Here is a 16,349-nt window from a genome sequence, read left to right on the forward strand (position 1 = left end):
AGGGAGCCTCAATCGACGAACGCGTCGTCGTCGAAATCCGAATCGTCGAAATCGAAGTCGTACTCATCGCTGGCGAAGGGATCGTCACCCAGCTCGCCATCGCTGACCTCGAAACGCCGCCGCTGCAGCCAGGCATCGCGGATGAAACTATAGCGATCGCCACGGATCAGTTCCTCCTGATCGAGCAGGCCGGCTCGTGCATCCACTACCCTCAATCCGGTCAGCCCGTAGCGCACCTTGTCATCCTCCACGTAGGTGACGGGATAAGTGTACATGTCCAGCGGCAGGCCAGCAGTATCCCGCACGGTGCTCGGGCCGAGGAAGGGCAACACCAGATAGGGCCCCTCGCCCACCCCCCAGGTCCCGAGGGTCTGGCCGAAGTCCTCCTCGCGGCCGGTGATCTCCATGTGGGTGGCGAAGTCCCACAGGCCGCCGATGCCCACCGTGGTGTTGATCAGGAACCGTGACGTGGCAATGCCGGCGTTGCCCGGCTTGCCCTGCAGCGCACTGTTGAGTGCGGTGCGGATCTCGCCGAGGTTGGAGAAGAAGTTGCCCACCCCCGTCTGCACCGGCTGCGGCGTCACCTTGCGGTAGCCCCGCGCCACCGGCCGTAGCACCGCCCGGTCCAGGGCATCGTTGAAGGCGAACACCCGCCGATTGAACCCTTCCCAGGGGTCGTCGGGATGGCGCTCCTCCACCGCACCGGTGCTGGCACAACCGGCCAGCAGTGCCACCGCCAGCAGCGCCACCGGGCCGCGGCCGGCCACGCTCCTTCCATCTTGTCGCTCCTCGCGCCTCATCTCGATCACAGGTCCCTTCCCTGGCAGCAGTTCGTATTTCCCCATCTCGATCACTACATCCCCTCACCGGCGGCGTACCACGACGCTGCCGGCACTGTAGCCGGCACCGAAGGAGCAGACCACGCCGAGTGTCCCGGAGACAAGATCCTCGCGGTGCAGGTGAAAGGCGATGATCGAGCCCGCCGAACTGGTGTTGGCGTAGCGATCGAGGATGATCGGTGCCTGCTCGGGACTCGGGTCGTGGCCGAGTACGCGGCGGGCGATCATATCGTTCATGTGGCGGTTGGCCTGATGCAGCCACAGCCGCGAGAGATCACCGCCCGCGAGCTCGAGGCTCGCGAGGTGGTCGGTGATCAGTGCCGCCACCAGCGGGCAGACCTCCTTGAACACCCGGCGCCCCTCCTGGACGAACAGCTTGTCCAGCGCCTGCGGATCGCTGTCGGTGACCCGGTTGAGGAAGCCGGCGTTGTTGCGGATGGCATTGGAGAAGCGCGTCACCAGGCGGGTGCCGAGAATCTCGAAGCCGCCGTCGGCGGTGGCCACTTCATCACTCTCCAGCACGATGGCGGTGCAGGCATCACCGAAGATGAAATGGCTGTCGCGGTCGCGGAAGTTGAGGTGTGCCGAGCAGATTTCCGGGCTGACCACCAGGGCCCGCCGCGCGCTGCCGGCCCGGATAGCATTGGCCGCGGTCTCCATGGCGAAGGTGGCCGAGCTGCAGGCCACGTTCATGTCGAAGGCGTAGCCCCCCGCGCCGAGGGCACTCTGCAGCTCCACCGCGAGGGCCGGATAGGGGCGCTCGAGGTTCGAGCAGGCCACGATCACCAGGTCGATGTCGGCGGCAGCCACCCCTGCCGATGCCAGCGCCGGGGCGGCGGCCTTCATGCCCATCTCGCACTGGATGGAGGGCTCGTCGTTGCTGCGCTCGGGCAGCTTCGGGCGCATCCGCTCGGGGTCGAGGATGCCCTCGGCATCGAGCACGTAGCGGCTGTGGATGCCAGAGGCCTTGACGATGAAATCGGTGCTGGAGTGCGCCAGCGGCTCGTGCTCGCTGGCGGCGATGGCCTCGGCGTGGCGGGCGTTGTCGGCATCCACCCAGGCATTGAACGCTGCCACCAGGGCATCGTTGTCGACGGCGTGCTCCGGCGTGAAGAGTCCGGTGCCGGTGATCACCACCTTGGTCATGCTGTTCTCCCTGTGAGTTCTGCCCAGCGCCTCTCGAGACGCTTGACCGAGACCGGAAACTTCGTGCCCAGTTGCTGGGCGAAGAGCGAGACCCGCAGTTCCTCGATCCACCAGCCGAACTCCACCAGCGCCGGGTTCTCGACTCCGCCGCGGCGCTCGCTCTCGCGGCGAGCGGCCAGGCGCTGCTCAAAGCCCTGGACCTCCTGCATGTGCATCTGGTCGCGCATGCGCTCCCGTGGGGCCTTCTCCAGGCGGATCAGCGCCGCCTCCATGTAGCGAGGATACTCCTCGAGCCACTCTCCCGCTTCGCCGACGAAACCGGGGTGCACCAGCCGCTGCATCTGTGCCTTGAGGTCACTGTATACCAGTGCCAGCGCCAGATTCAGGTTGCCCTTCAACGCCTTGGTCACCACCAGGTGCCCCTTCAGGGCCGCCTCCAGGGTCACCAGTCGCGCCTCGGCCCGGGGTATCAGTGCGGCCCGGGTCTCGTCGAGGCGCGCCTCGAGCTCGGCGGCCGAACGCGGCAACGGTGTCATCGCCACCACCTGGCGGAACACCGTCGTGACCAGGTCCTCGCGGAGCTGACGCTTGCTGCCCACCTTGGCGAACAGCAGCGCACAGGTCTCGAGCCCCTTGAGGCGCTCGATGGCCCTCACTGCGTCGGGCAGGCGCTGCATCGCCAGGCGCACCACGCCATCGCGGTGGGCCTCATGGGCCTTGTCGGGGTGGTCGAAGAGCTCGACCCGGAAGCGCTCGCCATCCGGCACCAGGGCGGGGTAGGCCTCGACGCGGATCCCGGCCTGGGTGGTGACCCGGGACTCCGGCAGTGCCGCCTCGGGTAACCCATCGACCGGTGCCTCGAGCCTGGCCTCCTCGGCCAGCGCCCGGGCGCCCTGCCCCGCCGCCGCCTCGAAGCGGCGCTCGAGCTGGCGTGCATCGCGCCCCTGGCCGAGCGTCTTGCCGGCATGATCGACCACCCGAAGGTTCATCACCAGATGCGGCTCGAGCTGGTCCGGCTGCCAGTCGTCGGGATGGAGGCGTACCCCGGTGCGGCGGCGCAGGAACTCGCCCAGTGCCTCGGTGAGCGGCACATCGTCGGGGACGAGGGTCGCCAGCGCCGCATCGACCCAGTCGGGAATCGGCACCACCTGGCGACGAACCGCCTTGGGCAGCGACTTCATCAGCGCGATGCACTTTTCGCGCAGCAGCCCCGGCACCAGCCACTCGAGACGGGCCAGCGGCAGCTGGGGCAGCATCGCCGCCGGCACGGTCAGGGTAACGCCGTCGTCCGGCGCGCCGGGCTCGAAGTGATAGCCGAGCGGGTAGCGCACCCCATTCAGTACCAGCTCGTCGGGATACTGGGCCGCGGTGACCTCCTCGGCCTCCCGGGCCAGCAGGGCGGCACGGTCGAACTTGAGGAGGTCGGGATCATCGCGCTCGGCACGCGTGCGCCAGGCCTCGAAGCCCTTGCCGTTATGGATATCGTCCGGGATGCGCTCGTCGTAGAAGGCGAAGAGGGTCTCCTCGTCGACCAGGATGTCGCGACGTCGGGCACGGTCCTCGAGGTCCTCGACCTCCTCGACCAGGGCCCGGTTGTGGGCGAAGAATTCGCCCCGGGTGTGAAACTCCCCCTCGACCAGGGCCCGACGGATGAAGAGCTCCCGCGATTCCTGCGGCGCAATGGGCCCGTAGTGCACCTTGCGTCCGGAGACGATGGGCAGGCCGAACAGGGTCACCTGCTCGCTGGCCACCACCTGGGCCCGTTTCCTCTCCCAGTGGGGCTCGCTGTAGGAGCGCTTGACCAGGTGGCCGGCCAGCGGCTCGATCCACTGGGGGTCGATCTTCGCCACGGTGCGGGCGAAGAGCTTCGAGGTCTCGACCAGTTCGAAGGCCATCAGCCACTTGGGCGACTTCTTCGCCAGGCCCGAGCCGGGGTGAATGAAGAACTTGCGGTTGCGCGCCCCCAGGTACTCGCGGTTCTCGGTGAGCAGCCCCAGGTGCGAGAGCAAGCCGGTCAGCAGCGCCTGGTGGAGGCGCACGGCGTTCTCGCGGCGAGCCCGGGCAGCCGCCTCACCGTCCGCCTCTCCACCTGACCGGGCCGCGGGTCGTGGCGCCGGCGGCGGCACCTCGATCTCCATGTCGCGCAGCAGCTGGCGCAGCTGGCGGAAGGTGTCGTGCCACTCACGCAGGCGCAGGTAGTTCAGGTAGTGGTCGCGACACCAGCGGCGCAGGCGGTTGCCGGAGAGTTCCTCGCGGGCGGCCTCGAAACCGTGCCACAGGTTGAGCAGGGCCATGAAGTCGGAGTCCGGGTCGTGCCAGCGGCGATGCGCCTGGTCGGCGGCCTCGCGCTTGTCGGCCGGGCGGTCGCGGGGGTCCTGCACCGCCAGCGCCGAGACCACGATCAATACCTCGCGCAGGCCACCCTGCTCCGCGCCGGCCAGCACCATGCGCGCCAGACGCGGGTCGATGGGCAGCCGGGCCAGACGGCGACCGATCGGCGTCAGGCGGTTGCCGGCGTCCACCGCGCCGAGCTCGAACAGTAGCCGGAAGCCATCGGTGACGAAACGCGAATCGGGCGGGTCGACGAAGGGAAAGTCCGAGATGTCATCGGGTTTCAACGACAGCAGCGACAGCATCGAGAGGATCACCGAGGCCAGGTTGGTACGGCGGATCTCGGGATCGGTGAAGTCGGGCCGGGCGAGGAAGTCCTCCTCATCATAGAGGCGTATGCACACCCCCTCGGCGATGCGGCCACAGCGCCCCTTGCGCTGGTCGGCGCTGGCCTGGCTGACCGGCTCGACCGGCAAGCGCTGGATCTTCGCCTTGTAGCTGTAGCGGCTGATGCGCACCAGGCCCGGGTCGATGACGTAGCGGATGCCGGGCACGGTGAGCGAGGTCTCGGCCACGTTGGTGGCCAGCACGATGCGCCGCCCGGCGTGGGAGGCGAAGACGCGATTCTGCTCGGCATTGGAGAGCCTGGCATAGAGCGGCAGGATCTCGGTGGCCTTCAGGTCGGCGCGGCGCAGGGTGTCGGCGGTCTCGCGGATCTCGCGCTCACCGGGCAGGAATACCAGGATGTCGCGCGGGCCGTGGAACCAGCGCCGGTCGCGCTCGATGGACTCGATCTCCTCCACCGCGTGGAGGATGCCCTCCTGCAGGGTGCGGTCGGCCTCGTCATCGGCCTCGCGGACCAGCGGGCGATAGCGCACCTCCACCGGGTAGGTGCGACCGGAGACCTCCACCACCGGTGCCGGTCGCGGCGTGCCGTCGGGCCCCGGCAGGGCGAAGTGTGCAGAGAAACGTTCCACGTCGATGGTCGCCGAGGTGATGATCACCTTGAGGTCGGGACGGCGCGCCAGCAACCGCTTGAGGTAGCCGAGCAGGAAATCGATGTTGAGGCTGCGCTCGTGGGCCTCGTCGATGATGATCGTATCGTAGCGGCGCAGGTCCGGATCGTGGCGGGTCTCGGCCAGCAGGATGCCGTCGGTCATCAGCTTGACCAGGGTGTCGTCGCCGGTCTGGTCGGTGAAACGCACCTGATAGCCCACCTGCTCCCCCAGCGGCACCTGCATCTCTTCGGCCAGGCGCGCCGCCACCGAGCGGGCCGCCAGGCGGCGCGGCTGGGTGTGGCCGATCAGGCCGCGGCGCCCCAGCCCCAGCTCCAGACAGAGCTTGGGCAACTGGGTGGTCTTGCCGGAGCCGGTCTCGCCGGCGACCACCACCACCTGGTGGTCCCGCAGCGCCGCGAGGATCTCGTCGCGACGCTCGGCCACCGGCAACTCGGGCGGGTAGTTCAGGGTCACCGGAATATCGCGGCGGCGGGCGGTCATCCGCCGCGAACGCTCCACCGCCTCGCGCACCTGGGCGAGCCCGCGATCCACCGGCTTGCCCTCCTTCAGCCGCCGGGCCAGGCCGCGCAGGCGCTTGTCCAGGGCCGGGACATCGCGCAGCATGGCGCCATCGAGCCCCCGGCGCAGGGCCTGGAGTTCGTCGGGGGCGGCGAGGTTGGTGGGGGCTTGCGAACGGGTGGCGGTGGTCACGTTGGGCTCGATCGACTCCGGTGAATTGAGAGCAAAGACACTGCCCGCTCCGGAAGCCGGAACGGGCAGCTCATTGTAACGCCACGGTGACGGCCGCGCCTAATCCGGGTCATTGGCGTTGACTATGGGATCGCCATAGTCAGTCTATCGAGCGGCCGACGGCTCAGGCCGGCGCCTTGCCCTGATCCTCGTCGCGCAGCTGGCGGCGCAGCACCTTTCTGAACACATGAGCGTCTTGGGCAGCGGGAGCTGTCGAACCTCACGCCTGGTTCTTCTCTTGCCCCTCGTCGCGCAGCTGGCGGCGCAGCACCTTCCTGAACACATGAGCGTCTTGGGCAGCGGGAGCTGTCGAACCTCACGCTTGGTTCTTCTCTTGCCCCTCGTCGCGCAGCTGGCGGCGCAGCACCTTCCCCACATTGGTCTTCGGTAGCTCGTCGCGGAACTCGACGAACTTCGGCACCTTGTAGCCGGCGAGCTCCTTCTTGCACCAGGCACGCAGCGACTCGGCGTCCAGTGTGTCGTCCTTCGCCACCACGAACAGCTTGATCGCCTCACCGCTGGCCTCGTCGGGAACCCCCACGGCGGCGGATTCCACCACGCCCGGGTGGGCGGCCACGACATCCTCGATCTCGTTGGGATAGACGTTGAAGCCGGACACCAGAATCATGTCCTTCTTGCGATCGACGATACGGATATAACCGTCTTCCTGGAGCACAGCGATGTCGCCGGTATGGAACCAGCCATCGGCGTCGATCGCCTTGGCGGTGTCGTCGTCGCGATTCCAGTAGCCCTTCATCACCTGGGGGCCCTTGACACAGAGCTCTCCGGGCTCGCCCAGCGGCAGGTCGTGGCCGTCGGCATCGGTCACCTTCACCGAGGTGCCGGCCACGGGCTTGCCGATGGTGCCGAGCTGGATGGCGTCGACGGGATTGAAGCTGACGATCGGCGAGGTCTCGGTGAGTCCGTAGCCCTCGGCGATGGCACAGCCGGTGATCTCCTCCCAGCGTTGCGCCACCGCCTTGGTCAACGCCATGCCCCCGGAGATGGTCAGGTGCAGCTTCGAGAAGTCGAGGCTGCGGAAATCCTCGCGGTTGCACAGGGCATTGAACAGGGTATTCAGGCCGATGAACCCGGTGAACGGGAGGCCCTTGAGCTCCTTGACGAAGTTGTCCAGGTCACGCGGATTGGTAATGAGAATGGAGTGGTTACCGGTCTCCACCATGAACAGGCAGTTCACCGTGAAGGTGTAGATGTGATAGACCGGCAGCGGCGCAATGATGGTCTCGGCGCCGTCACTCAGGGCGGGCCCGATGGCCTGACGCGCCTGGAGCATGTTGGCGATCAGGTTGCGGTGGGTGAGCATGGTGCCCTTGGCCAGCCCCGTGGTACCGCCGGTGTACTGCAGCGCGGCGATATCGTCGGCCTGGCGAGCGACCTCCTTGTGGCGACGCCCGCCCCCCCTCTTGAGCGCCTGCCGGAAGGGCGTGGCATCGGGCAGCGAGAAACTGGGGACCATCTTCTTGACATACTTGACCACGGCATTGATCAACTGCCGCTTGGGGAAGCGATGCAGGTCGCCGAGCTCGGTGACCAGCACATGCTGGATGTCGGTACGGTCGAGGATCCTTTCGAGCTTGTCGGCCATGTTGGCCAGGATCAGGATGGCCTTGGTGCCGGAATCCTTGAACTGGTGCACCATCTCGCGTTCGGTGTAGAGCGGATTGGTGTTGACCACCACCAGGCCGGCACGCAGGGCACCGAACACCGCCACCGGGAACTGGAGCACGTTGGGCAACTGGATGGCGATGCGATCGCCCGGCTGCAAGCCGGTCTCGTGCTGCAGCCAGGCGGCGAAGTCGCCGGAGAGACGATCGAGTTCGGCATAGGTGATGGTCTGTCCCATGCAGCTGAAAGCCGGCTTGTCGGCGAAACGCTTGACCGAGGCGTGGAAGACATCCATCACCGAATCGTAGTGGTCGAGCCCTTCCAGCTCGGGGCCGATCAGGATCGGGGCGTTGGCCTGCTCGTTCATGGATGCGATCTCCTCGTATCGTCGACGGCGTGCGACGGTTATTGTTTTCCCGGTGCCATACGATATACCGCCATGGCAGCGCTGTAAAACGAACGATTGAAACGATCGTTTACTCGCGACACACCATCCTGCACGACTCCCTCTTGCAGGCTTCAAGCTGGCTCATGCCCACGCGCCTGACAAGTCGCGACTCGTCACGCTGGCACCCGGCCATGGCGAGCCACGATCTCGCCGGCCTTCCAGACCAGGAGCTCGCCGGGCACCATGCGCACCCAGTCCTCGTTGTCGGTCAGCGGCTCGGTAGCGAGCACCGAGACGACATCGTCGGGGGTGGTGTGTTCGGCGAAGTTCACCGTCAGTTCGGCATCCGAAAGATTCGCCCGGCCGAAGGGCGCGCGCCGGGTGATATGGGCCAGCTTGGTCGAGCAGAAGGTATAGAGATAGTCGCCATCGGCCAGCAGCAGGTTGAAGACGCCGAGCCCACGCAGGCGCTCGCAGAGCTGGTGCAGCAGGCGCCACAACCCGCAGCGCTGCTCGTCATCGGCCGGCCGCTCGGGGAAGTGCCGGCGCAGTTCGCCCAGCAACCAGCAGAAGGCGTGCTCGCTGTCGGTGTCGCCAACCGGGTGGTAGAAGCCCAGCGACAGCGTCTGCCAGCCGGTGAGCTGGCCGTTGTGGGCATAACACCAGGGCTGGCCCCACATCTCGCGCACGAAGGGGTGGGTGTTGGCCAGGCGCACCTGGCCCACGTTGGCCTGGCGGATATGGCTGATGACGATGGTCGACTTGATCGGATAGTCGCAGATCAACCGCGCAATGGGAGAACGAATCGACGGGTGAGGGTCGCGGAAATCGCGATATCCGCCCTCCTCGTAGAAGGCGATGCCCCAGCCATCGCGGTGAGGGCCCGTGCCCCCACCACGATGCAGAAAGCCGGTGAAGCTGAAGCAGATGTCGGTGGGCACATTGGCGCTCATTCCCAACAGCTCACACATGCGGTTCCTCCCGGTGGACAACCCGCCGCCACCGCCGGCGCCGGCGACGCCGGGCCACCAGCAGCCCCAGCAACAGCACCGCGGCCAATGCCACTCCCGCCCAGAGTCGCGGATCACGCCCGCGGGCCTCGGCCAGCCGCTCCAGCGCGGGGCGCCCCTCCTGCCACAGCTCCATGGCAAGGCGCGGCAGGGCATTGACCAGCGCCACGAAGCGATCGGCAACGTCGAGGGACTCCTTCCCGGGCCCCGCCTCCCGGTTCGGGTCGAGGTTTTCGTCGAAGCGCTCGGCGGCCAGCGTCGGCCCGGCCACGTCCGCCAGGTCGAGACCGGTGCTGGCGTCGGGATTGAGCAGCAGCCGCGGCAGGCGAATCTCCCGGGTCTCGCCGTCCAGGGTGACCCGGGCCGTCAGCAGCAGCGGCCGGCTGATGGAGCCCTCCAGCTCGGGGAGCGGCATGTGCCAGCGCCGGGCCTCCACGGCCTCGGCCGCCAGCGTCTCGCCCGCGAGTTCGCCCTGGATCTCGGTATTGTCACGATCGAGACGCGGATGCTCGGCGGCCAGTACCACGCGGCCGGCCCGGGGCTGGTGCACCGCGCCAATGGCGGGCAGCACATTCACCGCCTGGACGCGCTGGCGGTGGAAGTCCGGCCCCTCGGCGTGAAGCACCAGCCGTGCGCCACCGGTCAGGGCGGGGGCCGGCAGCACTCCGACGAAGCGCCCCTCCTGCTCCTCCAGGCGCACGGCGGCCTGAACGCCGCCCTCCGGGTCGAACAACTGCACGCTCATGGCGACCTCGCCGGCGCCTTCGACCAGTGGCTCACCGTCGCGCTCGAGCCAGACTTCCAGCGGCAGCGGGAAACCGAGGTAGAGGGTCGCCGGCAGGTTGCCGGTATTGAGGGTCAGCGACGCCACCACGCTGATGCGGCTGTCGTCGCCGACCTCGCCCTCCAGGCGCCATTCGCCGGGCTGGGGGTCGGGGATGCGAATCAGGTCGAAGCGCGGCTCCACCTGCCAGTGGGCTCCCTCCGGGCGGTCATCGGCACGATAGACGGTGCCGTCGGGAGCGACCAGGCTCAGGGGCTCGCCATCGGGGTCATGAAACAACAGCGCCGAGAAGGACTCGACCCCGGGATCGATGACGAAACGGCCCTGCTCCATGGGGACCTGATCGGTGGGAAAGATGCGCTCGAAGATATCGAGGAAGGCCCCGAGCAGGCTCTCGGGTGACTCGACCATCGCCGGCAGGCCACCGGTGACCTGGGAGAGCCGCTCCACCAGCGCCAGGTCGGCCTCCTCGGAAAAGGCGATGCCGTGTACCGCCGCCCCCTCGGCGGCCAGCCGGGGCGCCAGTTCGTCGAGCAGCGTCTGCCGCGAGGCACGATCCACGCCGGGCTTGGCCCCGCGAGTCGGTGGCAAGTCGATCATGCCATCGGTAAGCAGGATCAGATGACGCCCGCCGTTGGGGGCGGGAGAGGCCGCCTCGCGTACGGCGGCCTCGATGTCGGTGAACTGCTGGTACTCCACCAGCGCCGGCGACAGGGCAAGGGCCTGGCGACGCCATTCGGCATCCACGCGGCCCAGCGGCAAGGGGTTGTCGACCCGCTCACCGAAGGTCCAGACCCCGGCACTGATGCCCCCCGGCAACAACGACACCAGCAGTTCCAGGGCGCTGGCGCCGAGCTGGTCGGGATCGTTCTCCTTCATGCTGCCCGAGACATCGATGATCACCCGCACGTCCGGGTGGTCATCGACCTCCTGAGCCAGGCTTGGCCCTGCCACCAGCCACAGCAGGCTGGCCGCCATCAACAGCCCGCGGACTCGCCGCCCGCGCCTGCCCACCATCCACCAAGCCATCGTGGCTCCTTAGCCGATCATCGGCTCCCGCCGCTCCCCGCCGCCGCGACGGGGAGGCATGGGCTCGTCATCTTCGTCCATGTCGACGTACTCGTGGCGATGACGCCCCCGCCACCAGAGCAGCAGTCCGACGCCTGCGCCGGCCAGCCCCCCCGCAGCCAGCAGCAGCACCGCCGGTATCAGCACCGCGGCATTGCGCTCCAGAAAGGCGACAGTGGCGACCATCACCGCCGGCGCGAAACCGGTATAGACCTCGCCCTCCTCGATCAACGGCAAGCGGAAGCGCGCCGGCACCCAGATCAACCCGGCCACCAGCCAGGTGATCACCAGCCGCGGCAACCGCGGCAGGAAGCCCAGCCCCAGGTAGCCGGTCAACACCACCACCAGCGACAAAAACCCGTAGCTCAGCCATAGTAGGGACATTGAATCTGTAATCGGCATCGATACCTCGCAGCCCGTGCGTCCCGCGACGCACTGTCTTGAAAATATTCTAAGTATGGTACATCCCGCGCAATGAAAGCACAGCCGCCCCGTGACAATCCCCCGCGTCCCGACGCCACGCCCGTGACCCGCTTTCGCCGCCCCGACGATCCCGAGTGGCATTGGCTGGAGAATCGGGACGACCCGGAGGTGGTCGCCTTCCTCGAGGCGGCCAATCGCGAATCCGCGAGCTGGTTCGCCCCGCTGGACGGGCTGGTGGAGCGACTGTATCACGGCCACCTGGCACGCCGGGAGCTCGCCGTCCATGGCCTGCGCACACCCCTGGACCGCTACACCTACTGGAGCGAAACGGCAGTGGATGCCGACTACCCGGTGTGGTGGCGCCATCCCAACGGGCGTGACGATGCGGCGGAGGTCTTCCTCGACCTGCAGGCCCGTGCCGAGCCCCACCCCTACCTGGAGCTGGGCGACATGGCGCTGTCGCCGGACGAAGCCTGGCTGGCCTGGACCGAGGACTGCAACGGGGACGAGACCTTCGAGCTCTACCTCAAGCGCTTGCCGGATGGCGAGCCGGAGAAACTGCTCGAGGAGATCGGCCCCGAGCTCACCTGGGCCGAGGACAACGCGACCCTGCTGTTCACCCGCTACGACGCCACCCAGCGCCCGGACAGCATCTGGCGGCTGCCGCTGACGGCACCGGCGACCGGCGCCCCCCAGGCCGGCGAGCCCGCCCTGGTCCTGCGCGAGGCGGATCCCGAGTTCTGGCTCGGGCTGGGCAAGACCCGCTCCCGGGAGTGGCTGGTACTGGAGAGTGCCTCCAAGGACACCAGCGAGTGTCACCTGGTTCCTGCCCGGCAACCGGCGACGGCGCCGTACTGTTTCCGCGCCCGCGAGAGTGGCGTCGAGTATTCCCTCGACCATCGTCCCGACCACTTCTATGTGCTGCACAACCGAGAGGCCCCTCACTTTCGCCTCGACCTGGTGGACGAGGGCAGCGTCACCGGCAGCATCGCGGCGCCTCCCTGGCAACCGCTGATCGCCCATCGCCCGGACGAGACCCTGGAGGGGGTCGACGCCTTCGACTGGGGGCTGGTGATCACGGCCCGTGACCATCACGAGGCCCAGGTGTACCTGCGCATCCTCGAGCTCGACGAGACGCTGGCCATCACTCGGGATGAGCGGCTACCGCTGCCGGAGACGCCCTGCAGCCTGGCCCTCGGGGATTCGCCCCACTTCGATGCGCGTCGTCTGCGGCTACGCGAGGAGTCCTTCACCCTACCGGTGTCCTGGTTGGAGCACGATCTCGACAGCGGGGAACGCCGCCTGCTCAAGCGGCAGCCCATCCACGGGGACCTGGCACCGGAGCAGCTGGCCTGCGAGCGACTCTGGGCGACGTCCCACGACGGCGAACGAATCCCCGTCTCGGTGGTGATGCGCGCCGATCTCACCGGCCATCCCCTGCCCACCCTGCTCTACGGCTACGGCGCTTACGGCGAGGTGCTCGACCCCTGGTTTTCGGTGGCCCGGCTCGAACTGCTCGCCCGGGGCATGGCCTTCGCCGTCGCCCATGTGCGTGGCGGTGGCGATCGCGGGGAGCCCTGGTACCTGGCCGGCAAGCTGGAACACAAGGAGAACAGCTTCCGCGACTTCCTCGCCGCCCGCGACGCCCTCGTCGAAAAAGGCATCAGCGATGGCGAGCGCATCGCCGCCTATGGCGCCAGCGCCGGCGGGCTACTGGTCGGCGCCAGCCTCAACCTGGCGCCCGCGGCTTTCTGTGCCGCGGTACTCGACGTGCCCTTCGTCGACGTACTGCGCACCATGGAGAACCCCGACCTGCCACTGACCACCGCCGAGTATACCGAGTGGGGCAACCCCGACGAGCCCGATGCCCGCAAGCGCATTCGCGCCTACTCGCCGCTGGACAACCTGTCGGCTCAGCCCTGGCCTCCCGTGTTCCTGCAGGGCAGCTGGCACGATACCCGGGTTCCCTACTGGGAACCTGCCAAGCTCTACGCCCGGCTGAACGAGCTCGGCACCGCCCGCGGCCCCGTGCTGATGCGCACCGACATGGGCGCCGGCCATGGCGGGGCCTCCGGCCGCTTCAAGGCCTGGCACGACAACGCCCGTCAGGATGCCTTCATCCTCTGGGCGCTGGGACTGGAGGAGCGAGAGAGCTAGCCGGACAACGCACCGGGATAGGCCTCCAGCCATGTCAACGACTAGCCCGGGCTCGAAGCCCGGGCTAGTCGCTGGCGGCATGCTGCCGCCGGGCTATCGCCTAGCTATCGCCTAGCTACCACCGCCGGCGCCACCAGCGGCACCGCCGCCCGAACCGCCGCTATCGCCCCCACCGGAGCCGCCGCTATCGCCCCCACCGGAGCCGCCGCTATCGCCCCCACCGGAGCCGCCGCTGTCGCCCCCACCGGAGCCGCCGCTATCGCCCCCACCGGAGCCGCCGCTGTCGCCCCCACCGGAACCGCCGCTGTCGCCCCCACCGGAGCCGCCGCTGTCGCCCCCACCGGAGCCGCCGCTATCGCCACCACCGCCGCCGTCGGAACCACCGCCGCCGTCGGAACCACCGCCGCCGTCGGAACCACCGCCGCCGTCGGAACCACCGCCGCCGTCGGAACCACCGCCACCGTCGGAACCGCCGCCGTCGGAACCACCGCCGCCGTCGGAGCCGCCGCCGCCGTCGGAACCACCGCCGCCGTCGGAACCGCCGCCGCCGTCGGAACCGCCGCCGCCGTCGGAACCACCGCCGCCGTCGGAACCGCCGCCACCGTCGGAACCACCGCCACCGCCGGAGCCACCGCTCCCGCCGAAGCCACCAAGCGCGGAAAGGTCGCCGCCAGACCCGGTCGGCGGCAACCTTCTGAGCAGCTCGGCCAACTGTTCATCACTGAGAACAGCCCCCTCGTGGATGACCTGGTTGAACAGCTCGGCCAGCTCTTCATCGCTGAGCGTATCGTTCCATTCCGACGCCTGCGCCCAGGCCCCCGTCGACGCCACTGCCCCCAGGGACAGTGCCAACGTTATCGCCTTGTAATGTTTCATGTTCCGTCCCCTTTCACCGCCCCTTGTGTGCCTGTCATCCTGACAGCCCCGTTCAAGCCAACAAACAGTTACAGTCTTGCAAAGAATCGCAACGACTGAGGGCCAGCACCATCGGAAATGAGACTGAAAATGTGGGGGTAGAAAAGTGCTGCGAGAACGCCTCGGGCCAGGTGGGATATGTCATGTCCCGGGAGTGACGGGACTCCCGTGAGACGACGTGCCCCAACGACTGCCGGACGCCCTGATGCCAGGCCAAGGGTCCATACTGGGTGCAGGAACACCCTCAGGCGCGGGAGGTCGGCAATGAACACCCGAATCTGTGACGGCTTCGCCGGAGCGGTTGGCGGCACGCCACTGATCCGCCTGGCTCGCTTCTCCGAGCAGAGTGGTTGCGACATCCTCGGCAAGGCCGAGTTCCTGAATCCCGGCGGTTCGGTCAAGGATCGCGCCGCCCTCTACATGGTTCTGGATGCCGAGCGGCGTGGGCTGCTCGGCCCGGGAGGCACCGTGGTGGAGGGGACCGCCGGCAACACCGGCATCGGCCTGGTGCATATCTGCAATGCCCGCGGCTACCGCTGCGTGATCGTGATACCCGAGACCCAGACCCGGGAAAAGATCGACCTGCTGCGCACGCTCGGGGCCGAAGTCCATACCGTCCCGGCCAAGCCCTACCGCGACCCCGACAACTACCAGAAGATCGCCGGGCGCATGGCGGCGGACATGGACAACGCCATCTGGGCCAACCAGTTCGACAACCTCGCCAACCGCCAGGCCCACTACGAGACCACCGGCCCGGAGATCTGGACGCAGACCGAGGGACGCCTCGACGCCTTCGTCGCGGCCACCGGCACCGGCGGCACCCTCGCCGGGGTCAGCCGCTACCTCAAGGAACGGCGTGGCGATATCCGCTGCATTCTCGCCGATCCCAGCGGCAGCGGCCTCTACCGCTACGTCACCACCGGCACACCGGAGGTGGTGGGCGGCGCCTCCATCACCGAGGGCATCGGCAGCACGCGGGTGACTGCCAACCTGGAAGGCTCACCGCTCGACGATGCCTTGATGATCGATGACCAGGAAGCCGTCACCACGGTCTATCGCCTGCTCGACGAGGAGGGGCTCTTCCTCGGCAGTTCCTCGGGGATCAACGTGGCCGCCGCGCTGCACGTCGCCAGGCAGCTAGGGCCAGGGCACACCATCGTCACGGTGCTGTGCGATGGCGGAGGTCGCTATTACTCGCGGCTGTTCAACGCCGAGTGGCTGGCCGACAAGGGCCTGAAGCCCTGAGCGCCGTCGCCTCACCCGTCGATGGGCAGGATGGCGATGATGTGGTCCTCCCACTCCTCTTCGGGGACCTCACCCTGGGAAACGGCGAAGCTGCGCACGCTGATGCCCTTGCGGTGCACCCGCTCGGGGTCACCCGAGATCAGCGGGTGCCAGCCGGCGAGCTTGCGCCCCTCGGCGATGCGACGGTAGGCACACGACTTCGGTAACCAGCGGAACTCGTCGATGCGCTCGGGAGTGAGCTTGACGCAATCCGGCACCCGGGCGAAGCGGTTCTCGTAGTCGCTGCAGCGGCAGCCATGGATATCGAGAAGCCGGCAGGCGACATTGAGCACCGCGAGGTCGCCGCTCTCCTCGTCCTGGAACTTGAGCAGGCAGCACTGGCCGCAGCCATCGCACAGCGCCTCCCACTCTTCCGTCGTCAGTTCCTCGAGGGGATAGCGTTCCCAGAACCGCTCTCTCATGATCTCTCCTGAGCCACCGACATCGTGACCGCATCTGTGGGGTCAGCCCTTGGGGAATCCCCTGGTTTTTCTCGACGTTGATGGCTTGTTCGCCGAAAACTGTTTAGGGTTGCACCCTCTTGTCGGCACAGAAACTCGGCGGCCGCCTATACTCAGCGCTGGTGCCAGAGGCGCAGCCGTCGTCTTTTTGGAGGTCCGTCCCCGTCCG

The 16,349-nt window shown here is 67.9% G+C and carries 11 protein-coding genes; 2 read left to right on the plus strand and 9 right to left on the minus strand.

Annotation, left to right across the window (positions count from 1 at the left end):
* Positions 1–8 precede the first annotated feature (8 nt).
* The 7 genes from AC5W54_RS20690 to AC5W54_RS20720 form a co-directional block, all read right to left on the minus strand.
* On the minus strand, positions 9–800 hold the full coding sequence (locus AC5W54_RS20690) for an MlaA family lipoprotein (protein ID WP_495963998.1): 792 nt from the start codon (positions 798–800) through the stop codon (positions 9–11).
* A gap of 63 nt (positions 801–863) precedes the next feature.
* Complete coding sequence (locus AC5W54_RS20695; protein ID WP_495963988.1) at positions 864–1,985, minus strand: beta-ketoacyl-ACP synthase III; 1,122 nt, start codon at positions 1,983–1,985, stop codon at positions 864–866.
* Positions 1,982–5,938 carry an ATP-dependent RNA helicase HrpA gene (gene hrpA, locus AC5W54_RS20700; protein ID WP_495963999.1) on the minus strand — a complete coding sequence of 1,319 codons (3,957 nt, stop codon included), beginning with the start codon at positions 5,936–5,938 and terminating at the stop codon, positions 1,982–1,984. The genes AC5W54_RS20695 and hrpA overlap by 4 nt, the downstream gene beginning before the upstream one ends.
* Positions 5,939–6,380: 442 nt before the next feature.
* Positions 6,381–8,057, minus strand: a complete 1,677-nt coding sequence (locus AC5W54_RS20705) for an AMP-binding protein (protein WP_495963989.1) — start codon at positions 8,055–8,057, stop codon at positions 6,381–6,383.
* A gap of 194 nt (positions 8,058–8,251) precedes the next feature.
* Positions 8,252–9,049 (minus strand): class II glutamine amidotransferase, encoded by a 798-nt coding sequence (locus AC5W54_RS20710; RefSeq protein ID WP_495963990.1) that lies wholly within the window; start codon positions 9,047–9,049, stop codon positions 8,252–8,254.
* Positions 9,042–10,901 carry a vWA domain-containing protein gene (locus AC5W54_RS20715; protein WP_495963991.1) on the minus strand — a complete coding sequence of 620 codons (1,860 nt, stop codon included), beginning with the start codon at positions 10,899–10,901 and terminating at the stop codon, positions 9,042–9,044. Before AC5W54_RS20715 ends, AC5W54_RS20710 begins: the two co-directional genes overlap by 8 nt.
* A 9-nt stretch (positions 10,902–10,910) precedes the next feature.
* Positions 10,911–11,324, minus strand: coding sequence for a hypothetical protein (locus AC5W54_RS20720; protein ID WP_495963992.1), 414 nt, complete (start codon positions 11,322–11,324; stop codon positions 10,911–10,913).
* Between the two features lie 90 nt (positions 11,325–11,414).
* On the opposite strand from AC5W54_RS20720, the gene AC5W54_RS20725 reads away from it, so the two are divergent.
* The gene (locus AC5W54_RS20725; RefSeq protein WP_495963993.1) at positions 11,415–13,520 is read left to right on the plus strand and encodes a S9 family peptidase; all 2,106 of its coding nucleotides are present in this window, start codon (positions 11,415–11,417) and stop codon (positions 13,518–13,520) included.
* A 111-nt stretch (positions 13,521–13,631) separates the two neighbouring features.
* On the opposite strand, the gene AC5W54_RS20730 is transcribed toward AC5W54_RS20725, so the two are convergent.
* Positions 13,632–14,396 (minus strand): hypothetical protein, encoded by a 765-nt coding sequence (locus AC5W54_RS20730; RefSeq protein ID WP_495963994.1) that lies wholly within the window; start codon positions 14,394–14,396, stop codon positions 13,632–13,634.
* Positions 14,397–14,699: 303 nt separating this feature from the next.
* Here AC5W54_RS20730 and AC5W54_RS20735 point away from each other — a divergent pair, with 303 nt between their 5' ends.
* A complete protein-coding gene (locus AC5W54_RS20735; RefSeq protein ID WP_495963995.1) occupies positions 14,700–15,680 on the plus strand; it encodes a cysteine synthase A in 981 nt (326 codons plus the stop codon).
* Positions 15,681–15,691: 11 nt separating this feature from the next.
* On the opposite strand, the gene AC5W54_RS20740 is transcribed toward AC5W54_RS20735, so the two are convergent.
* On the minus strand, positions 15,692–16,141 hold the full coding sequence (locus tag AC5W54_RS20740; protein WP_495963996.1) for a YcgN family cysteine cluster protein: 450 nt from the start codon (positions 16,139–16,141) through the stop codon (positions 15,692–15,694).
* Between the last annotated feature and the right edge of the window lie 208 nt (positions 16,142–16,349).

This window comes from Halomonas sp. LMYGS-3, assembly GCF_059509875.1.